14 protein-coding genes and 2 pseudogenes are annotated in these 19869 nt (G+C 70.9%); 2 read left to right on the forward strand and 14 right to left on the reverse strand.

Annotated elements, in window-relative coordinates; genetic code table 11:
* Positions 1 to 72 precede the first annotated feature (72 nt).
* From O3Q52_RS07515 to O3Q52_RS07540, 6 genes are all read right to left on the reverse strand, one after another.
* Positions 73 to 804 carry a DUF1365 domain-containing protein gene (locus tag O3Q52_RS07515; protein WP_269648019.1) on the reverse strand — a complete coding sequence of 244 codons (732 nt, stop codon included), beginning with the start codon at positions 802 to 804 and terminating at the stop codon, positions 73 to 75.
* The gene (locus O3Q52_RS07520; protein WP_269648020.1) at positions 801 to 2114 is read right to left on the reverse strand and encodes an NAD(P)/FAD-dependent oxidoreductase; all 1314 of its coding nucleotides are present in this window, start codon (positions 2112 to 2114) and stop codon (positions 801 to 803) included. Before O3Q52_RS07520 ends, O3Q52_RS07515 begins: the two co-directional genes overlap by 4 nt.
* Before the next feature lie 361 nt (positions 2115 to 2475).
* Positions 2476 to 3774 carry a TIGR02679 family protein gene (locus tag O3Q52_RS07525; RefSeq protein WP_269648021.1) on the reverse strand — a complete coding sequence of 433 codons (1299 nt, stop codon included), beginning with the start codon at positions 3772 to 3774 and terminating at the stop codon, positions 2476 to 2478.
* Complete coding sequence (locus O3Q52_RS07530; RefSeq protein ID WP_269648022.1) at positions 3771 to 7946, reverse strand: TIGR02680 family protein; 4176 nt, start codon at positions 7944 to 7946, stop codon at positions 3771 to 3773. Before O3Q52_RS07530 ends, O3Q52_RS07525 begins: the two co-directional genes overlap by 4 nt.
* A complete protein-coding gene (locus O3Q52_RS07535) occupies positions 7943 to 9286 on the reverse strand; it encodes a TIGR02678 family protein (protein ID WP_269648023.1) in 1344 nt (447 codons plus the stop codon). Before O3Q52_RS07535 ends, O3Q52_RS07530 begins: the two co-directional genes overlap by 4 nt.
* On the reverse strand, positions 9286 to 10893 hold the full coding sequence (locus O3Q52_RS07540; protein WP_269648024.1) for a TIGR02677 family protein: 1608 nt from the start codon (positions 10891 to 10893) through the stop codon (positions 9286 to 9288). The genes O3Q52_RS07535 and O3Q52_RS07540 overlap by 1 nt, the downstream gene beginning before the upstream one ends.
* Before the next feature lie 120 nt (positions 10894 to 11013).
* Here O3Q52_RS07540 and O3Q52_RS54365 point away from each other — a divergent pair.
* A pseudogene (locus O3Q52_RS54365) lies at positions 11014 to 11229 on the forward strand (hypothetical protein); the annotation flags it as partial.
* A gap of 29 nt (positions 11230 to 11258) precedes the next feature.
* Positions 11259 to 11630 (forward strand): hypothetical protein, encoded by a 372-nt coding sequence (locus O3Q52_RS07545; protein ID WP_269648025.1) that lies wholly within the window; start codon positions 11259 to 11261, stop codon positions 11628 to 11630.
* A 236-nt stretch (positions 11631 to 11866) separates the two neighbouring features.
* On the opposite strand, the gene O3Q52_RS07550 is transcribed toward O3Q52_RS07545, so the two are convergent.
* The 8 genes and pseudogenes from O3Q52_RS07550 to O3Q52_RS07585 all read right to left on the reverse strand — a co-directional run bounded on the left by O3Q52_RS07550 (position 11867) and on the right by O3Q52_RS07585 (position 19691).
* Positions 11867 to 12247 carry a hypothetical protein gene (locus tag O3Q52_RS07550; protein ID WP_269648026.1) on the reverse strand — a complete coding sequence of 127 codons (381 nt, stop codon included), beginning with the start codon at positions 12245 to 12247 and terminating at the stop codon, positions 11867 to 11869.
* Between the two features lie 78 nt (positions 12248 to 12325).
* Positions 12326 to 13334: pseudogene (locus O3Q52_RS07555) on the reverse strand (cation diffusion facilitator family transporter).
* Between the two features lie 82 nt (positions 13335 to 13416).
* Entirely contained in the window at positions 13417 to 13599 is a 183-nt protein-coding gene (locus tag O3Q52_RS07560; protein ID WP_269648027.1) for a hypothetical protein, read from the reverse strand.
* 186 nt (positions 13600 to 13785) lie between these two features.
* A complete protein-coding gene (locus O3Q52_RS07565; protein ID WP_269648028.1) occupies positions 13786 to 14793 on the reverse strand; it encodes an ABC transporter ATP-binding protein in 1008 nt (335 codons plus the stop codon).
* Positions 14790 to 15839, reverse strand: coding sequence for an ABC transporter ATP-binding protein (locus O3Q52_RS07570; RefSeq protein WP_269648029.1), 1050 nt, complete (start codon positions 15837 to 15839; stop codon positions 14790 to 14792). Before O3Q52_RS07570 ends, O3Q52_RS07565 begins: the two co-directional genes overlap by 4 nt.
* Positions 15840 to 16191: 352 nt before the next feature.
* Positions 16192 to 17082: an ABC transporter permease gene (locus O3Q52_RS07575; RefSeq protein WP_269648030.1), complete on the reverse strand. Its 891-nt coding sequence runs from the start codon at positions 17080 to 17082 to the stop codon at positions 16192 to 16194.
* Positions 17069 to 18016 (reverse strand): ABC transporter permease, encoded by a 948-nt coding sequence (locus O3Q52_RS07580; RefSeq protein ID WP_269648031.1) that lies wholly within the window; start codon positions 18014 to 18016, stop codon positions 17069 to 17071. The genes O3Q52_RS07575 and O3Q52_RS07580 overlap by 14 nt, the downstream gene beginning before the upstream one ends.
* Before the next feature lie 151 nt (positions 18017 to 18167).
* Positions 18168 to 19691 (reverse strand): ABC transporter substrate-binding protein, encoded by a 1524-nt coding sequence (locus tag O3Q52_RS07585; RefSeq protein WP_269648032.1) that lies wholly within the window; start codon positions 19689 to 19691, stop codon positions 18168 to 18170.
* Positions 19692 to 19869: the final 178 nt, after the last annotated feature.

Consider the following 19869-nt stretch of genomic DNA (forward strand, 5'->3'; position numbering starts at 1 on the left):
CGGTCACCGCGGTGGGCCTCTGGGAACTGCGCCGCCTTCGCACCAACTACGGCCTCACGCTGCGCGGCGCGCTCATGTCGCTTTCTCCGAGGTGCGGTGTTCGGGGCGGGGCTGGACGGGCAGTCCTCGCAGGTAGAGGCGTACGCCGTGGATTCGGATCGCGGCCGACACCGTGAGGGTGGACCAGGGGTGCCGCAGCGCCAGCCGCAGCAGGGACGCCGGGCTCGGCCGGCGCCGGGTACCGCGCACGGTCGCGGTGAAGGCCCGGCCGCCCTGGCGGTCCAGGTGCACGGTCAGGTCGAGCCGGGGTCCGGGCATCGGCAGCCGCATGCGGTAACGGCCGTCGACGGGGAAGAACGGCGAGACGTAGAACTCCTTCTCGGTGCGCGCGGTCCCGGACGCGTCGGGGCTCAGCAGGTAGGAGTGCCGGCCGCCGTACGTGTTGTGCACCTCCGCGACCACGCAGCGCGGTTCCCCACCGGGGCCGTGACACCAGTACAGGGTGAGCGGGTTGAAGACGTGTCCGAACACTCGCGCGTGGGTGAGCATCACCACCCGGCCGCCGTCCAGGTCCACGCCGTGCGCGGCCAGGAGGGTGTCCAGGCCGGCTCGGATCGAGGGCGCCTCGCCGGTGAAGTGGTCGCGCGGGTCGAACCGGGCCAACGGTCGGAGCAGGAGCGGCAGTCGGGGCGGACGGTCGGGGTCGATGAGCCACATGTACGTGCGGTGGCGCAGCGAGTACCGCCGGGGCGTGGTCCGCACGTGGGTGATCGTGCAGGAGTAGAGGGCGGGTGCGGCGTTCACCAGCGCACTCCCAGCGCCGCGGCGGCCGCGACGCCGGAGCGGCAGCCGTCCTCGTGGAACCCCCAGCCGTGATACGCGCCCGCGAACGCGCAGACACCACTGGCCAGTTCGGGCAGAAGCTGCTGCGCGGCCACCGACTCGGGGGTGTAGACCGGGTGTTCGTAGACCATGCGGGCCAGCACCCGGCCCGGGTCGACGCGGTCCTCGCCGCCGAGAGTGACCACGAACGCCTCGGTGGCGTCCAGGCGTTGCAGCCGGTTCATGTCGTAACTGACACGCACCTGCTCGGAACCGGCCGCGCACGTCGGCATCAGGTAGTTCCAGGAGGCGCGGGCGCCAGGGGCGCTCGGCAGCAGCCGGGTATCGGTGTGCAGGAGGGTCGTGTTGCGCGAGTAGCGGAACGCGCCCAGCACCTCCCGCTCCCGCCCGGTGGCGTCGGCCAGCAGCCGCAGCGCCTGGTCCGGGTGGACCGCGATCACCACCGCGTCGTACGACTCGGTGGTCCCGTCCCGGGCCGTCACGTCGGCGCCGTCGGCATGGCGGCGTACGGCCCGTACCGGCGTGCCGGTGCGTACTTCGCCGATCTGCTTGGCGATCCGGTCGACGTACGCGCCCGAACCGCCGGTGACCGTGCGCCACACCGGTGAGCCGCTCACCGACAGCATCCCGTGGTGCTCCATGAAGCGGAACAGGTAGGCGGCCGGGTAGCGCTGGGCGGTGACGGCGTCGCAGGACCACACGGCCGACACCAGCGGCGTCACGAAGTGGGCGCGGAAGTAGTCGGAGAAGCCGCCGCGCGCCAGGAAGTCCCCCAGCGTGAGCGCCTTCTCGCCACCGCGGGCCAGCAGCCGCCTGGCTCCCCGGTAGAAGACGGGCACCTCGGCCAGCAGCCGCAGATAGGAACCGCGCACGAGGTTCCGGGGCTGAGCGAACAGGCCGGCCATCCCGCGGGCTCCGGCGTACTCCAGGCCGCACCCCTCGCACCGGACCGACATGCTCATCTCCGACTCCTGCGTGGGCACGCCGAGTTCGTCGAACAGCCGCAGCAGATGCGGGTAGGTGCGCCGGTTGTGCACGATGAACCCGGAGTCGACGCGGTGCACCCGCCCGTCGTGCGGCGACGTCAGCTCGTGGGTGTGCGCATGTCCACCGAGCCGGTCGTCGGCCTCGTACAGGGTGACGTGACCGGCACGGCCCAGGACATACGCGGCGGTCAGCCCGGACACTCCGGCGCCCACCACGGCCGTCCGCCGCCCGTGGCGTGCCGTGTGCTCCGGGCCGGGCGGGGCATCTCTCCGCGGCCGTTCCATCGCTCCTCCTCGCATACCGCCCCTCGTGATCAGGGGTTCGCGGGTAATCCGGAGCAGGTCGAGCGGCGGATTGGCCGAGCGACGAATCAGCCGGGTCGACGCCGGAGGGCGGCCTGCAGGTACACCGGGAAACGGGCGGGACGGGCGGCGGGCGGGGGCACGGCCGGTCCGGCGGCAGGGAACCTCGACGGGAGGCCCAGGTCACAAGCGTGCGCGCGTCGCACCTGGCCCCGCTCGACGCCCGCGATGAGCGCCTTGTCGTCGTGTGAACCCGAGTAGCGGACGCCTTGGTTGCCGAACGGGTTTCTGCCGAACTCTCCGCCCGGCAAGATCGTCTTGGCCTGTCTTCTGTCCCTGAGAGTCAGCTGAGGTCCTCCAGGAGCAGGTCGAGCGCCGCTTCCTCGTGGAGGGCGATGCCCAGGGCGTCCATGGCAGGGGCCAGTTCCGCATCCCACACGGCTTCCACGGGCGGCCCGGCGAGGAGGAACTGTGGGGTGCCGTGCACCTGGGTACGGGTCGCGAGGTACTCGTAGTCCTGCGCCTTCATGCGCCACGCCTTCGCGCCGTACCGCTCCACGACACGGTTGGCCAGCGCGATCCCCGGCCAGTCGAAGTCACCGTGGTAGGCGAAGGCGCACCCGGCGGCGGCAAGCGCGTCGAGCAGGGTGAGAACGACCGTCGTCGCGCTGCCTGAGGTGCAGATCAGAGCCGCGGTGCAGCCGGCGTCGGCAGCGGCTTCGACTACGCGTGGGTTCTCGCACACGTGGATCCGGGTGCGCGACGGCATCTCCAGGTGCAGGGCGCGTAGTTCGCGCAGGGTCAGATGAGTCTCCAGATTGCGGTCCGCGCGTTCTCGCAGGGTTCTCTCGCCCCAGCTCGCACCCATCGGCCGCAGGCCGTAGCTGAGGACCGTGCTGGACACCTCGTCGGGGGTGACCGAGGCCAGGCGCCACAGGGCGCGACGGCCCGGTGCGTCGACTGGGACGTCGCTGCCGGATGCCAGGGCGATGCCGCGCAGGACCAGGCGGGAGAGCAGGGTGCCGTCGTCCAGGCCGTGGGCCGAGCCGGTGGTGCGGGTGGCCAGTTCGCCGCGGCCCCAGACGGCGGGGGTGGGTTCCGCGTCCGGGCCGGGGAAGAGCGTGGCCAGGGTCCGGATCGCCTGGTCGAGGATCGTGGTCGCGGTGTGCGGGTCCTGGCGGGTGACCGTACCCGCGCGTCGTGTCTCCTCCAGCCACTGGGCCGCCCAGGGCTGGGACGCCAGTGGTGTGGCGGAGAGGGCCGCTTCTGCCGCGGACCACAGGCCGGCTCGTTGCGCCGCCGCCGCGTCCCGGGCGGCCCGGCGGTCGGTCAGGGCCGGGCCCAGTGCCGCCAGCGTCTCGGCCAGGCCACGGCCGACCGCAGTGGTGCGCAGACGGGTGTCCAGGTCCGACAGGTGGATCGTGGTGGTGGAGGTGGTGAGCGGTTTCGCGAGGAGGAGGGAGAGGTCCTGGCGCTCCTGTGTGTCCAGGTGCTGGAGCCTGATCGTGCCGGTCGGCTGCAGGCCGTTGCGTTCGAGGCGGGTGCGTGCGGCTGTCCAGAGGCGCGCGAGGCCGGCCCGGTTCAGGAAGGCCAGCGTCTCGGCGTCGAGGGGCATGTTGTCCGGCGCTCGGGGACTCGTCAAACCGACACCAGCCGCCTCTGCCGCCCGTTCCACGTGTAGTGAAGGGTCGCCACTCCCCTCACATGCGGATCGCGCAGGCACTCGTAGATCTGCAGCGAGGGCACGTCGGGCCAGTTACCGATGAGGCGTTCGCTGGTCAGGACGAAGTCCAGGTCCAGGTCGACCAGGATGCGACCGAGGCGCGCGTGGGTGGGCTCGTCGACCTTGGCGAACGCGTCGTCCAGCAGGATCAGTCGAGGGGCGTGTGGGACTGTCTCGGCGAGACTCGTGAAGTGGGCGGCCGCGGCAGCGAAGAGGACCAGGTAGGACAGGACGCGTTGCTCGCCCTGGCTGAGGCCTGTACGGCCGGAGAGTTTGCGGCGGGTGCCCGGGGCGGCGTCGTTGACCACCCAGGGGGTGAAGGTGAACCAGGCGCGGTAGTCGAGGGCGGTGCGCAGATGGGCCGCGTAGCCCGCGCCCGGGTCAGCGCGGCGTGCGTCCTCGATACGGCGCTGGAGCACGTCGCGAAGCTGTTCGGACTGGTCGCGGGTGCGCAGGCCGGACGGACTGCGCAGGAGGTCGACCGCCGCCTTGACGTCGGCCTCCACGCCGTCCGCCAGCTTCCAGTCGAGTGTGACGCCCAGCCCGTGTGACGTCCGGACCGTGGACAGGGTGCCGTTCAGGGCGGCCACCAGGGCGCCCGCGGCCAGGACCTGGGAGGAGAGGTGGTCGCCCAGTTCTCCGGTCAGGAACCGCTGGAAGACTTCTCGCTCGCGCTCCGTCAGCCGTTCGCGGGCCTCGGCCGCCTGGGCGGCGATGCGCTCGCCGACCGCGGCGATGTCGTGCGGGCCGTGGTCGTCGACGAGACGGCAGACCTTGATGCCGTCGTGTTCCTCCAGCGTGGCGTCGTAGCCTCCGGAGAGCTGGTCGCGCAGGTCGGTGTGACGGTTGAGGAGGGCGGTGTCCGAGATGTCGCGCCGCTCGGCGTCCAGACGGCTCCGTACAGCTTCCACGAGCCGGCGCAGTGCCTTGGTGCGGTCATCTGCGCCGTCCTCGGAGAAGTGGGGCTCGTCTCCCTCGTCCTCCGCCCGCATGTCGAGGCCCGCGCCCCTGATCACGCCCGGCAGGGACAGCGCCGTACGCAGTCGCCTGCCACTGGTGATCGCCTCGCCCTCCTGGGTGGCCAGCGCCCCCCGCCGTACCCTCTCGTCCTCCTCCGCGCGCACGCGTTCATCGTGTACCGCGCTCAAGTCCCGGTCTGCGCCGGGGAGTTGGCGCCCTACCGCCTCCAGTCGTCGCTTCGCCCCGTCCTCGCGGGCGAGGATCTCCTGTTCCGGCGCGTCCAACGCCTCCTCCAGGCCCAGGACCAGGCGGCGTGCGGCGTCCAGGCGGGTGAGCGGCTCAATGTAGTCGGACTCCGCTTCCCGAGTGGATGTCAGGGCGCGGTCGTAGCCTTCGCGGCCCTGGCGATGGGCGTCGGCGGAGGAAGTCACCGTGCGCAGCCGCCGACGCAGTCGTTCCGTTCCTGTGCCGAGGCGGTCCAGGGAGAGGCGTACGGAGTCGAGCGCGGCGGGGTCGACCGGGAGGTCGTTCGCGCTCGCGGTCGCCTCGGCCTCACGCCTGGCGGCGACCGCGCGGGCGCGCGCCTGCTCCGCTTCGCGGGCGGCAGCGGACGCCTTGCCGGCCAGTACCTGTGCGGCACGCTCGGCCTCGGTGGTACGGGCCCACGCGTCGGTCAGTGGGCGTGCCGTGGGTGGGTGGCTCAGGGTGTCGGCCGCTTGTGCGCGGTGCTCCGTCAGGATCCGCAGGCCTCTCTCCTTCTCTGTCAACTTCTCCTGCACATAGGCGAGTTGCTGGTCGAGTTCGGCCAGGGCCCGGCGGCGGGTCTCGGCACGTACCTCCGCGCCGACGTACTCGGCGGTCTGCTTGGCGTGACAGCCTCGGGCGACGCCCAGCTTCCAGGAGCCGTCGGTGCCGATCGCGGATTCCGCCGTCGTGCCCGTGGTCCCGTGCGTGACCAGGGCCACCGCTTGGAGCATGCGCTGGACCTGCTCGGTCGTCACCCCGCTGTCCGGGGCCATGACGGGGCGCAACACCGTGGTGAGCGTGGGTCCGGCAGCCGGTGTGCCGGGGGTGAGGAGGGTGTCCCGCGTGGCCGGGTCCAGGACGGTGCCGTCGGAGCACACCCAGGCGTCGAGCAGGCCGCTCGCTTCGAGTGCGGCTTCCAGGCCCGCCCGAGCCGCCGGCTCCAGGTTCTCGGCGAAGTCCACGAGCCGGTACAGGGGTGCGCCGGTGCCGGGTGTGCGGGGTGCCGAGCGGTGGGGCGGAGGTGTGGGCTCGGGGTCTGTGCGGGCTTCCCAGTCGTTCCGCTCACGCACCAGGCGGTCCTGTTCGGCGGCCAGCTCGCGGATCGCCACCGCGCGCATGTCGCGTTGTTCGCCCAGTTCCGCGAGCCACGGCTCGACGGCCGACCGGGCGGTGTCAGCCACCTCGTCGGGGGCGTGGGCGGGCAGCGGTCCCTCCGCCGGGTCGTGGGCGATCAGGGCGTGTACGGCGTCGAGGGACACGCCGGTGAGACTCCGCATCCGCTCGGTCCAGGTCCGTACGGCGCCCGCGTACGCCTGCCCTTCGCGTGCCGTCTCCTCCCGTCGGCGTCCGGCCCGCTCACGTGCCTCGTCCGCCTGCTCCTCCAGACTCTCCCGGGCGGCATCGGCCTCGTGAGCCTCTCGCTGGGCCCGGCGTGTCTTGTCGATGAGCGCGGTCAGTTCGGTCACGGCCCGGGCCCGGTTCCTGATCACCGGCCCGGCAGCGTCCAGTTGGGAGGCCCAGGCTTGCAGGGCACCCGCACAGACCTCCGTGTCGATGGCCAGCACCTCGCTGTGACGCACGAGGTGGAAGTCACCGTCGGGGGCGGTCAGTTCGGCCGCCACCGCAGCCGCGACCGGAGTGGCAGGGACCACTGCGGGCTCGCCCAGGTGCACGGGGTCGAGCCCGGACCGCTCTGCCTCGCGCAGCAACTCGCCGTGTGTCGTGCCGAGTTCGACCAGTTCCCCGCCAAGCCTTCCGGCTTCTTCGGTGAGCCGGCGTGCGGTCTCTTCCTGGCTGCTGTGGGCCTTGCGCAGGGCCTTGAACGCGGTCGCCGCCGCACTGTGCAGGGCGGTCACGGTGGCGCGTTTCTCCCCGAGCTCCTGCAGGCTTCGGTAGGCAGCGCTGGCGTGCAGGGCGGCGAGGTCCGTCTCGGCCGCATCCGCATCCGCCTTGAGGACGTCGAGGCGGGCGGCGAGCTCGTCCTCGCTCGTGCGGAGCTTCGCCACCTTCTTCACCGCCTCGCCCGCCGAACGCCGACGTTCTGCCAGCCTTTCCAGTTCGCCGTTCACGTCGTCGGCCCGGCGGCGCAGCGCCCCGTGCAGGTAGCCGCGGTAACCGGTCAGGAAGGTTTGCAGCGCTTCGTGGGTCCGCTCCAGGCGCCCGAGGTCGGTCCGTACGGCGTCCAGATCGTCGAGGTTGCGGGCCACCTTCTCCACGACCTCGTCGTCGAGCGCGGGCAGCGTCTCCGCGAGGACGGAGACCAGACCGCCGGAATCGATGCGGTCGCCGATGGTGGGGCGGCGCAGGCGGTGAAGTAGGTGGAGCAGGTTGCGGTAGCGCGCCGGATCGGTGAGGCCGAACAGGTGGCGGGCGACCCGGGCCCGGTGCTCCACGGCACGGTCGGTGATGTTCTCCGGGCCGACGATCGATTTGAGCTGCTCGACCGGCAACGGCTGACCGGCGGGGGCCAGGTGCAGGCCCTCGCCCACCCGCAGCGAGGTGACGAAGAAGAACGCCTTGGCGGTCCTGGTCGACTGGGAGGCGCGGATGGCCGCACCGAGGGTGAGGTGGTGGTCGTTGCCCTCCTCGTCCGTCCGCATGAACTCCACCCACAGGTAGCCCAGCCGGTTGGTCTGCTCGAAACCGTCGAGCATCAGCCACAGAAGCGTGGTCCGGCCGGTCCCGGTGGCATCCAGAGCGCGGGCGTCAGCGTCGAGGAGATACGGCAGCAGCATCTCCAGGGCCTTGGACTTGCCGGCGCCGTTCTTGCCACGCAGCAGCAGACGGCCGTCGCCGAAGGCGAACTCCTGCTCGTCGTACTGCCAGACGTTGCGGATGCCGGCGCGGTGCAGGCGGTAGCGGTGCGGGGAAGAGGGGCGGTTCACCGGGGCGGCTCCTCGGGCTTCTGCGAGACGTCGTCTGCTGGGGGCTGCTCGGTAGGGGAGGTGATGGCGACCGTGGTGGCGAACCGGGCGGCAGCGGCGAGCAGCACCCAACCGCCCGATCCGTCCTGCCCGCGGACGCCCGAGACGTCCGTGACGGGCCGGCCGTCCAGCGGTGCGTCCTCGTATCCCTCGGGCACGCCGTAGCCATCGGCGCGCACCGGGCCGACGGGCGCCATCAGGCGCATGCGGACCAGGAGATCGAGGACGGCTGCGAGCAGCCCGTCCCGGTTCTCCAGCAGGCCTCGCTGCCAGTTGCTGCGTCGGCCGTACTCCTCTACGAGTTCATCGAGCAGTTCGAGCAACAGCCCGTCCGGGACGGGAACGCCGATGACCAGCCGCCCGCCGACCGCGGGGTGGCCGGGATTCTCGGGGCGCAGTCGGTCGACCAGCCGTCCTATCAGCAGCAGTGCCGCCTGGGCGACGGTGCCGGTGCCGGGCAGGTGCAGGTCGGTGAGGTCGCCGTCCGGATCGACGAGGGCAATGCCCTCGGCACGGATCTCGGCCTCCAGACCCAGCAGTTCGGAGAAGGCCTGGGACTCACGCCGCTGCCGGGTCCGCAGCCATTCCCGCTCGGCGCCGGTGAGGTCGTCGAGGTGGACGGCGGGTGTCTCGACGAGGCGTCTGCGCACGTACGTGCGCGGGCCGCCGAAGCCGGGGTCGGCGGCGCGGCGGATGAGCTCGGCTCCGTCGCGGCTCTGCGCCAGCGGTCCGGCGACGATCGCGCGGGCGATCTCGCGGTCCACGGTCAGCAGCGCCTCGCCGCCCCGCTCCTCGGCGACGGCCGAGACGTGGCCCTCGGTCTCCGCCAGCACGCCCCAGTCGACGAGTTGGCGCAGCGCGGCGGCGAGCGTGCGCCGCTCCGCCTGACGTCCGGTGTCGCTGACCTCGATCCCGGCGTCCACGGCCGCGGCCCTCAGGTCGGCGACGAGCTGGGAGAGCAGGAGCTGCTCCGGGGCGGTGACGAGGACCGAAAGGGCGAGGGCCAGATAGGCGTACGTCCGCGGAGTGAACGGCGTACTGGTGGAGGGCCGCTCCAGGCGATGGCCGGAGCCGGGGCCGAGGCCGGCCTTGAACAGACGGGCGTACGACGCCTCGATGAGGAGTCGGTAGCCGAACACCTGCTGGAAGCGCTGGGCGAGCCAGTCGGCGTGGCGGCGGATCAGCGGGAAGGTGTCGCTGTACGGGCCGTTGCTGGTGACCAGGGGGTGGGCCAGCAGAAGGCGGGCGGCGGCGCGGCGTTCGGCGGCAAGGGCCACATCGTGGGCGGAGGGCAGGGCCATCAGGCGCTCGCCTCCTCGGCTGCGGCGGGCGCCGCGGCACTTTCGACGGCCAGGGTGAGGTCGTCCGCCGTCAGGTCGCCGTCCACGGAGCGCAGGAGGGTGTGCCTGCCCGGGGTGCGCCACGCCGTCAGCCTGATGCCCAGATCCGCATCACCTGCCTGCGCGCCGTCGAGCTGGAAGTCACCAGCCTCCTTGTGCAGTTGGGCGTTACCGAGAGCGGCGGTGAGCAGTTCCAGCAGCAGCCGCATGGCCGCGGAACCCAGCCTCACCTCGTCGAACCGGCCGGATGCGCTGCGCAGTTCGGCGGCCGCGGCCCGGCGGGCGGCGGCCTGTTCGCGCGCCTGCTCCAGGAGGCGGTGCTTCTGCTCGCGGTGGTCCTCCACCGCCGCGGCCCTCCCGCGTGGGGCGCGGCTGCCACGCTCGCGCAACGCCACCGGCACATCCACGACGGGTCCACTCCACCAGCTCACATACGCCGGTACGGACAGGTCGGGATCCGGCGCCACACTCAGATGCCGTGCCCCGTACAGACCGAAGGCCGCGACCGCGATGTCGTGGGCCTCCTCGGGCTCCGCGGCGTCGAACCAGGCCGCGAGCCTGAGCAGGTCCTTGCGACGGGACATCTCCCCCGCCGCGGAGCGCAGCATCCGCTTGGCGTTGGCGAGCAGCGACTGCAGGGCACGCAGGGTCGCGTCCCGGAGCTGGTCCACCTGGCTGCCCTGGCCGTCGCTGTCGGCAAACCAGTCGCGCAGCCCCTCCCAGTCGGCCAACTCCCGTCCCCGGCTGCGCTGCACCCGCGTCTCGGGCAGCGCCTCGGAAAGTGCTCCGAGGCCTGAAGCATGGGCGTCGATGCGGCTCAGCAGCGTGGGCAGATGTGGCCAGATCGCCCGAAGATGGGCGGCGATGCGTGGGGCACGGAAGGACACGTCCTCGGTGATCGCCTCCACATAGTCGAGCAGCAGTTCCTTGAACCCCTGGTACTCGGCTCCGTCGAGGTCGTAGCGGGCGAGCACCTGGCCGAGGTAGGCGTAGAAGTCCCGTACCGACTCGGCGAATTCGGCGAACTGCGCGAAGAGGGTGCTGATCTTTTCCAGTGCCTGTTGCGGGTCCGCGCCGCCTGGTGCGGCGGCCAGGGCGGCGATCTCTTTGAGTCCCCGGTCGACGAGGGTGAGCAGCTCGCTGCTGACCTCACGCGCGGCGTCCGCTCCCGCCAGCACCTCGTCGGCGTCGCGCTGCACTCGTTCGCCCAGCTTGGACAGTTGGTAGCGGGACCGGGAGCGTTGGTACTCGGCGATGCTGGTGGCTGTGACCGTGTGCGTGCTGCGCAGCAGATTGCCCCAGCGCACGAGCTGTTCGAGCCGGGCGGTGAGTGTCTCCGCGTCGAGCACTGCCGCCGGGTGACCGGCCTGTGCCAGCTTGGCGAGCACGTCGGGTACGGCCAGGTCCGCGAGCAGGGTGCCACAGAACACCCGCATCGCCGCGACGTACTCCAGTCGCTCGGGTGCGCTGAGGTAGGCGTACGCACTCAGCCGCTGCCAGGTCTCGCTGCCGCTCTCCTTGCCGGACCGCTCGCCATGTGGTTCTTCGCGCAGTTCGTCCCCCACCATGCTGTCGAGCGTACGGACCGGCACTGACACTCCGGAGAAGGTTCGGGGAATCCGGCTGGGTCGTGTGGGCTCTCGGGCTCGGGCATGTTCGCACGTCGCCGGCCGGGGCGAACGTGCCTGATGCCCGGGGACGCCGGTGGTGCGTGGTGGTGCTGGTGTGCGCCGGGTTCGGCGCGCGAGCGCGTCGGCGGCCGCCGACGCGCAGCGGGGGAAACGGCGCCCCGATCCCCCGGCGGCGCAAGCGCCCGCACCCTGGCCGAGAAGCTGGACGTCGTCCCCGGGATCGGGCCGACCACCGCGCAGATCATCCTCGCCGAGATCGGCGCGGACATGACCCGCTTCCCCACCCCCGAACACCTCGTCTCGTGGGCCAAGTTGTGCCCCGCACGATCCAGTCCGGCGCGAAGAACACCGCCGGCCCAGCCGGGCAGGGCAATCCACGGCTCAAGGGCGCCCTCGGCGAGGCTGCCAATGCCGCAGCCCGCACCGACACCTTCCTCGGCGCCCGCTACCGGCGCATCGTCAAACGCCGCGGCCACGCCAAAGCCCTGATCGCCGTCGCCCGCTCGATCCTCGTCATCACCTGGCACCTGATCAACGACCCAGACGCCTCCTACCAGGAACTCGGCGCCGACTGGCACCAACGCCACCTCAACCCAGCCCGCAAAACCCGCGACCTCGTCCGCCAGCTCCAGGCCCTCGGCCATCAGGTCACCCTCGCAACCGTATCCGCCTGACCGACCCCACCCCGACATCCGAGCCGCAAGCGGCCCGGATACTGCCGCCTGCCCTTCCGAACCTCGATTTTCCGATCAGCCTGGAGCCAACTCGTCAAAGCGTCCCCGTGACAGTCCCGTCCGTCCGGCCGGCGACAGCATGCACTCCGCGCTAGCGGCCGGAGGAGGCACAGTGAACAGCAGCGGGCAGCCCATCCAGCCGTGGGAAGAGCTCGGTCATCTCCCGCTTCAGGATGTCACCTGTTTTGATGTCGGAGGCCGGGGCCGGAAGGGGCGAGACGAGCCCGGCCACCGAAGGCGAGACGGTTGTCCGGGGTGAGGCCGATGAAATGGCCGATGTTCTTGGAATCGACTACCAGCCGCCCGTTGGGGACGAGTTCACGGGCGCGCGCCTCGCCGAGCGGTTCGGTGACGATGATGAAGCTGCCCACGTTGATCAGCCGCTTGCGGAACCAAGGCATCGCCTTGTCGGCCTGGGCGACGGTGGCGGCCATGACCTGCTCGGCACGGATGGTGCCGAGCAGGGTCCCCACGAGGAACCCGCCGTCCTGCGTGCGGGTCTTGCCGGTGGCCGTGTTCCCGCTCGTGGATCTCGGCGCCGGTGCGCACAGCGGCATCCGCCAGGCCGTTCAAGTGACCGACCCAGTCGTGAGCAGCGCGGTGAGGGCCGGGACTCGCGCCCGGGGGCGTGTGATTCAGACCGCGGCTCGGTGGACCGGGCCGTGCGGATCGGCGCAGTGGGCCTCGGAGTCGGTCGACTCGGCGGCGGGGGCGTGGTCCACCTGGAGCGTTGTGTGCTGGATGTCGTAGCGCTTGGACAGGTGGTGCTGCAACTCGGTCCGCGTGGCGTGGCAGTCGAGGTCCTCGTCTACCAGTATGTGCGCCGACAGGGCCGGGTAGCCGGAGGTGATGGTCCAGATGTGGAGGTCGTGGACTTCCACCACGCCGGCCCAGGCGGCGAGTTCACTGCCGATGCGCTCCGGGTCGAGCGAGGCGGGTGCTGCCTCGAGCAGGACCTTCCAGGATTCGCGGACCAGCCCGTATCCGGCGTGCAGCATCAGGACCACCACCACGAGCGAGGCTATGGCGTCGGCCCGCGCGAAGCCGGTCAGCAGCACGATCAGCCCCGCCACCGCCGTGCCGATGAACGCCCAGAGGTCGTTGAGGATGTGCTGGTAGGCGCCCTCGACGTTGAGGCTGGAGCGGTTGGCCTTGCTCAGCAGCCAGGCGCACACGACGTTGACCGCGATACCGGCCAGTGCGGTGACCAGGACCAGCCCCCCTTCCACCTCGGGGGGGGGTGATCAGGCGCTGAACGGACTCATAGCCCACGACGGCGCCGAGCAACAGCAGGGTGATGCCGTTGACCTGGGCGGAAAGGATCTCGGCCCGCTTGAGTCCGTAGGTGAGGCGGCCTCGCGCGGGCCGGGCGGCGAGCCGCATGGCGATCAGGGCGAGGACGATGGACATCGCGTCGGTGAGCAGGTGACCCGCGTCCGCGATCAGGGCCACCGAGCCGGCGATGACGCCGATGACGACCTCGACGGCCATGTAACCGGTGAGCAGGAGGAGAGCCGCGGTGAGGTAGCGGCGATCCGCGTCGGGGCTCAACTCATGGCTGTGGCCTGCGTGGCCGTGCCCGTGATGGTCGTGGCCGTGATGGTCGTCGCCGTGATGGTCGTGGCCCTTGTCGTGATCGTGCATGGTGCTTTCTTCCCATTCCTCGTTGCTGACAGGTAGTTGGTGGTGACAGGACGGCCTCGGATCGGACGGGGATCACCCGGGATCAGTGCACGCTCGCCGCACCACGCATGTGGCCTTCCGCGGCGCGTCCCTGGTCGGCCTGGTGCTCTGAGTTGTCCTCACGGCTGCGGGCCTCGCCGTCCTGGGTGTGCGCGCGTTCGTCCATGGTCTGGCAGGTCGCCGGGTTCTGACCGGTGGTGCCCGTGCGGCAGCGTGCTGCGCTCATGGCGTGTGGATCCTTCTGTGAGTGATGCCGTGTCGTGCCCTTCGAGGCATGACGTCGTATGCCCAGCGCCTATGTGACGTGGCCTCTGCGGCAGCTGTGGACTTCTGGTGTTCAGACCGGGCAGTACACCAGGCAGTACGTGGCGTCGGCACGCGGCCGGCGGACGGGCAAGGACCGGTGCGGGCTTCAGGGGCCCGGGAAGTGGCAGGCCACCTGGTGCTGTTCGGTTGTCGTGCCGCTCCATGCCGGTGCCTGGGTGCCGCATCGCTGCTGGGCCTTGGGGCATCGGGTGTGGAAGCGGCAGCCTGCCGGTGGGCTGAGCGGGCTGGGCGGTTCGCCCTTCAGGGTGCTGAAGGTGCCCCGGGCTTCGGGCGAGTCGGGGAGCGACGACGCCAGCAGGGCCTGGGTGTAGGGGTGGGCCGGCTGCTCGAACAGCTCGTGCCGGGGCGCGACTTCGATGACCTTGCCGAGGTACATCACGGCCACGCGGTCACAGATGTGCCGTACGACCCGCAGATCGTGGGAGATCATCAGCAGGGTCAGTCCGAGCTGGTCCTTGAGTTCGCCGAGCAGGTTGAGGATGTGGGCGCGGTTGGAGGCGTCGAGGGCGGAGGTGGGCTCGTCGCAGACCAGGAAGCGGGGCTGCAGCAGCAATGCCCGTGCCACGACGGCGCGTTGCAGCTGGCCGCCGGAGCACTCGCGCGGCAGCCGGTGGACGAACGACTCGTCCAGTCCGACCTGTTCGAGGACTTCGGCGATGCGTTGCCCGCGTTCCTCGCGGGTGCCCAGGCCGTGCTGGGCCAGCGGGGCTTCGAGGCTGGTGCCCAGCCGCATCTTGGGGTCGAAGGCGGACAGCGGGTCCTGGAAGACGAGCTGCATCGAGCGTCGCAGCGCCTTGCGCTCCCGGCCCTTGGTCCGGGCGATGTCGGTGCCGTCGAACAGTACGCGCCCGGAGTCCGCCGGGGTCAGGCCGAGCAGTGTCCGGGCGAGCGTGCTCTTGCCGCACCCCGACTCGCCCACCAGCCCGAGCACTTCCCCGCGCGCGATCTCGAGCGAGACGCCGTCCACGGAGTGGACCCGCCTCTTGCCCCGCAGCCCGCTTGCGACCGGGAAGTGTTTGACCAGGTCCTCGACGACGACCAGCGGGCCACGCCGGGCGGGCATGGGCAGGTCGACGGGTGCCGGCGCGGTCATACGGCCACCATCCTTTCCGGCGTCGACGAGGCCCAGCAGCGGCTGTTGTGGTCACCGGCGAGACCCTGCAACGCGGGTTCGTTCTCCTCGCACTCGCGGGAGATGCCGAGTTCGTCCGCCACGGGGCATCGCGGGCGGAAGCGACAGCCGTGGTCGAGGCTTCGCGACTGGGCCGTGCTGCCCGTGATCGAGAACAGCCGGCCGTCCTGCGACTGGAGCAACGAGGCGCGCAGCAGCGCACGTGTATAGGGGTGCCGGGGGTCGGAGAAGAGTTTCTGGGCCGTGGCCTCCTCGACGATGCGACCGGCGTACATGACGGCCACCCGGTCGGCCAGGGAGGCGACGATTCCCAGGTCGTGCGTGATGAGCAGGACCGACAGTCCCCTCTCCTGCTGCTTGCGCTTGAGTAGGGCGAGAATCTGGGCCTGGACGGTGACGTCGAGCGCGGTCGTCGGTTCGTCCGCGATCAGCAGCCCCGGGTCGCTGCCGAGCGCCGCCGCGATCATCACGCGCTGGGCCATGCCACCCGACAGCTGGTGGGCGTAGGAGCCCGCCACCCGATCGGGATCGGCGATCCCGACGTCCCGCAAAAGTTCGACGGCCCGGGTGCGCGCCTGCCGGTGGCTGAGGCCCCGGTGCAGCCACAGGGGTTCGGCGACCTGGCTGCGAACGGTGGCGGTGGGGTCGAGGGCGGCCTTGGGCTGCTGGAACAGCATGGCCACGCGGTTGCCGCGGATGTGGTTCATACGACGGGCGGAGCAGTCGGCGAGGTCTTCGCCGTCGAGCGTGATGCGGCCGGCGGTGATCCGGGCGCCGGGCGGCAGCAGGCCGGTCACGGCGAGGGAGGTGAGGCTCTTGCCGGAGCCCGACTCGCCGACAAGGGCGACGATCTGCCCCGGGCGCACGGTCAGGTCGAGTCCGTCCACGGGAGGAGTACCGCCCGCGGGCAGGTGGGGGAACTCCACGCGCAGGCCGCGGATGGTCAGTTCGGCGCCGCCGGCGGGGTCGGATCTCGTCGTTCGGGGCGGGCGTGGGAGAAAGTTCATGCTCAGGCTCCTCTGGGGGCGCGGTCAGTTTCCGGGCGGCTCCGAGATGACGCTGCTCGCGGGCCTCGTCCAGGCGGCTTCACCGGACCGTCGGCCTCGTCGAAGTGCGGGGTGAGCGGGGCGCCGGCGGCGTCCACGTCATAGCCGGCGAGGGGCCCGGCCGGTTCGCGGTGCTCGTACGGGAGGCGCTGGCGGGCAGAGTGGCCGTCGGCGATGGGGTTCGGTCGCGGTTTTGGCAGTCCCGGCGGAAACCGGCGACGGTGTACGCCGTCGCGGATGTGCTCGGGCGCGGTGGCGGCGAGCGTCCGGCGGCGCGCCGGCGGGCGGGAAGCGCGGCCGAGGCGGCGGCCGGTCATCGGGGCGCCCCTTCTGCTTTTCGCCGTGTGGGCGTGGCCTCCGATCCCTGACCGATCATGGTGACGCTCAGTGCGGTCAGGAAGATCGCCGCTCCGGGCAGGATGACGAGCATCGGCATCCGTTCCATGTACGGCTGGGCGTCGAGGAGCATGGCGCCCCAGTCGGAGTCCGGCGGCTGCACTCCCAGTCCCAGGTAGGACAGTCCGCCGACGGTGATCAGTTTGTGCCCGAAGCGCAGGAAGGAGAGCGCCAGCATCGGCCGCAGGGCGTTGGGGATGATGTGGCGGAAGATGATGAAAGCCTTCGAGCAGCCCAGCGTCTCGGCTGCCTCTATGTAGCCCTTGGCGTTGATCTCCATGGTGAGCCCGCGCATGAGGCGGGCGAACGGAGTCCAGCCCACCACCGTCAGGGCGGCGATCAGCGTGCCGTAACCGGTGCCGAACACCGCGATCAGCAGCAGCGTGACGACCACGTCGGGGATGGCGATGAGCAGGTCCACGGTGCGCATGAGGACCTCGTCGAGGAGCCCGCCGCGTCTGGCGCTCACCGCGCCGATCAGCGTGCCGATGACGGCCGAGAGCAGCAGCGTGACGGCGGCGATGGTCACGGAGAAGCGTCCGCCGTACATCAGCCGGGTCAGCACGTCCCGGCCCAGCTGGTCGGTGCCGAGCCAGTGCTCGGCGCTGAAGCCGGCCAGCCGCTGGGAGAGGCCCTGGGCGGCCGGGTCGTACGGCGCGATCCACGGCGTCAGCACCAGGACGGTCACGACGACCGCGAACACCACCGCGCCGACGCGCAGCGTCCAGTGCCGGCCGCGGGTGAAGCGCAGCCCCCGCACCAGGTGACCGGAGAAGCCTCCCGCGGAAACGTGACTAGACAGAGCCATCGCGCAACCTCACAGCGGGGTTGATCACGGCGTACAGCAGGTCCGTGACCGTGGTGATGATGATCGCCAGGGCGACGATGCTGAGGATCCCGCCCTGGATGATCGGGACGTCCTGGTTGACGACCGCCTTGTAGACGAGCTGTCCCATCCCCGGCACGGCGAAGATCACCTCGACCACCACTGAGCCGCCGAGCAGCCCCGCGAACCACAGGGTGAACAGGGTCATCACCGGCAGCAGCCCGTTGCGCAGTGCGTGCCGCACCACGGTCCGCGGCTGGCTCAGCCCCCTCGCTCGGGCGGCGGTGATGTAGGGAGACGTGAGCACGTCGATCATCGCCGCCCTCGTGACCTGGATGAAGTACGCCATCGGCCGCAGGGCGAGCGTGACGGCGGGCAGGATGAGGTACTCCGGTGCGCGCCAGCCCGCCGACGGCAGCCAGCCCAGCTGCTGGGAGAAGACCAGCACCAGGACCGGCGCCAGCCAGTACTCGGGGACGGCGACGAAGCTCTGCGTCAGGAACGTCACCGTCGTGTCGACCCGCTTTCCGGGCCGCAGTGCCGCGATCGTGCCCAGGGGCAGCGCCGCGAGGAAGGCGAACCCGAGAGCGATGACGGTCAGGGTGAGCGACACGCTGAGCGCGCTGCCCAGCAGCTGCTCCACCGGCGTACGGCTGGTGAACGACAGCCCGAAGTCTCCTTGCACAGCCCGTCCGAGCCAGTCCAGGTACTGCACCGGCAGCGGCCGGTCCAGGCCCAGTTCGCCGCGCAGTGCCTCGACCGCGGCGGGGTCGAGAGCCTGGCCGGAGACTCGGGAGCGCAGGATGGTGCGCACCGGGTCGCCGCCGCTCAGGTACGGGATGAGGAAGGTGACGACAGACACCGTGAACAGGGCGACAAGCAGGACCAGCAGCCGTCGCAGCGCGAATCGGATCATCCCGTCTCACCTCCTCCTTGTGTGATGACGTCGAGCGATTGGCAGGGGCCCCGGCCGGCGACAGGAATCACTTCGTCCCGAAGCAGCGGCCGGGTATGTGCGGGCCGGAGGCATGTCATGTGCGCATGCCCTGCGCGACTGTCCGACCGGGTCACTGCGAACCCAGGGACAGGTCGGCGGTGAGCGTGTAGTACGGGTGGATCTGGTAGCCCTTCACGCCGGCGAGGGCGACGGACTCGGTCTCGTGGACGAGGAAGACCCTCACGGCCTGGGACTGGAGCCGGGCGGCGATGTCCGCGTACAGGGCGTAGCGGGCCTCGGTGCCGGCGGTGGCACCGGCCTTCTTGATGAGCGAGTCCACCGTCGCGTCGCAGTAGTGAGCGAGGTTGAACGACCCCTTGCAGCTGTAGTCCTGGCTGAGGAAGCCGTACGGGTCGGGCAGGTCGGCCAGGTAGTTGCGGGACAGCAGCGCCATGTCGAAGTCGCCGCTCAGCATGTCCGGTTCCATCGACGCGTACTCGCCGGACCGGATGGAGACCTTGACGCCGATGGCCTTGAGCTGCTCCTGGAGCACGGAGGCGAGGTCGGCGAAGCCGGAACCCTCGTTGTAGGCGAGCAGCGTCAGCTTCAGCGAGGACGGATCGACGCCTGCCTCGGCCAGCAGGGACTTGGCCTTCGCGGGGTCGGCCTTGACCGGAGCCGCGCCCTTGGGAGTCCACGGATCACCGGGCGCGAACGGCCCGACCGCCTGGCGCGAGGCGCCGGGGTAGACCGCGTCCGAGATGGCCTTGGTGTCGATGGCCGCCTGGAACGCCTGCCGGACCTTGGCGTTGGCGAAGAGGGCCTTCTTGTGGTTCAGGATCAGCTGCGTGGTGCGGGGCAACTCCGAGGACTGCGTACGGATGGTCGCGTCGCCCTTGAGTTCCTGCACGCTGGTGACCGGGATCTTCCGGGCGATGTTCGCCTCCCCGGTGCGCACCTGGGTGGCGCGTTTGCCGCCATCGGCGATGAAGCGCACCTCGGCGGAGGCCAGACGGGGGCGGCCGCCCCAGTAGGAGTCGTTGCGCTTCAGCTCGATCGCCTGCTGCGGGACCTCCTTGGTGATCTCGAAGGGGCCGGTACAGGTGCCCTTCGGATCGATGGCCGCCCCGCTGTACGCCTTGGGCGCCAGAATTCCGGCGTTCGGACTGGCCAGCCTCTGCGGAAGCAGCACGTCCGGCTTGACGGTCGTCACTTCGACCGTCGAGGAGTCGACGGCCTTGACACCGGAGACGACATCGGGTGAGAAGGCCGCCGCCGGCGTCTTCACCTTCAGGGCGTGCTGCAGGGCGCCTGTCACGGCCTTCGCGTCCAGCGGCGTACCGTCCTGGAACGTCACGCCCTGGCGGAGCTCCAGCTTCCAGACCGTGGGTTTCACCCGGGTCCAGGAGGTGGCGAGCATCGGGGCGAGCGTGCCGCCGTTCTCGGACTTCACCAGGGTCTCCAGGCAGCCTGCCTTGGTGAGTGCGAACGCGTCAAAAGTCTCCAGCGCCCAGTTGGCGGCGGGGGCGAAAGGCTCGTCGATCACGATGCTCTCGCCGTTCGCCGCACCGCCGCCGGCAGCCGTGCCCCCGCCGCTCATGCCGCAGCCGGCGAGGACCGTAAGGGTGGCAGCGGTCAGTGCACAGGTCGTCAAGCGCAGTTTCTTCATTGATTCACGCCTACTCGTTGAGGTGTCGGGAAGCCGCTCAGAAGTCGTCCGAAGGGTGCTTTTGGGGTTGCTGCTGATGCTTGAGCAGGGAAGGCGCGCCACCGTCAGCAGAAGACAATTCGTCAACGCACTGTGGTCTTCTGCGAATCTCGGTATGCGACCG

Origin of the sequence: Streptomyces sp. ActVer, from assembly GCF_027270795.1 — a bacterium.
GTDB classification, from domain to species: Bacteria; Actinomycetota; Actinomycetes; order Streptomycetales; family Streptomycetaceae; genus Streptomyces; species Streptomyces umbrinus_A.

What these genes read in the sequence shown, in the direction of transcription:
- O3Q52_RS07520 (WP_269648020.1), bottom strand. Translation starts at nt 2,114, where the DNA reads ATGGAACGGCCGCGGAGAGATGCCCCGCCCGGCCCGGAGCACACGGCA.
- O3Q52_RS07535 (WP_269648023.1), bottom strand. Translation starts at nt 9,286, where the DNA reads ATGGCCCTGCCCTCCGCCCACGATGTGGCCCTTGCCGCCGAACGCCGC.
- O3Q52_RS07540 (WP_269648024.1), bottom strand. Translation starts at nt 10,893, where the DNA reads ATGGTGGGGGACGAACTGCGCGAAGAACCACATGGCGAGCGGTCCGGC.
- O3Q52_RS07550 (WP_269648026.1), bottom strand. Translation starts at nt 12,247, where the DNA reads ATGCCGCTGTGCGCACCGGCGCCGAGATCCACGAGCGGGAACACGGCC.
- O3Q52_RS07560 (WP_269648027.1), bottom strand. Translation starts at nt 13,599, where the DNA reads ATGAGCGCAGCACGCTGCCGCACGGGCACCACCGGTCAGAACCCGGCG.
- O3Q52_RS07565 (WP_269648028.1), bottom strand. Translation starts at nt 14,793, where the DNA reads ATGACCGCGCCGGCACCCGTCGACCTGCCCATGCCCGCCCGGCGTGGC.
- O3Q52_RS07570 (WP_269648029.1), bottom strand. Translation starts at nt 15,839, where the DNA reads ATGAACTTTCTCCCACGCCCGCCCCGAACGACGAGATCCGACCCCGCC.
- O3Q52_RS07575 (WP_269648030.1), bottom strand. Translation starts at nt 17,082, where the DNA reads ATGGCTCTGTCTAGTCACGTTTCCGCGGGAGGCTTCTCCGGTCACCTG.
- O3Q52_RS07580 (WP_269648031.1), bottom strand. Translation starts at nt 18,016, where the DNA reads ATGATCCGATTCGCGCTGCGACGGCTGCTGGTCCTGCTTGTCGCCCTG.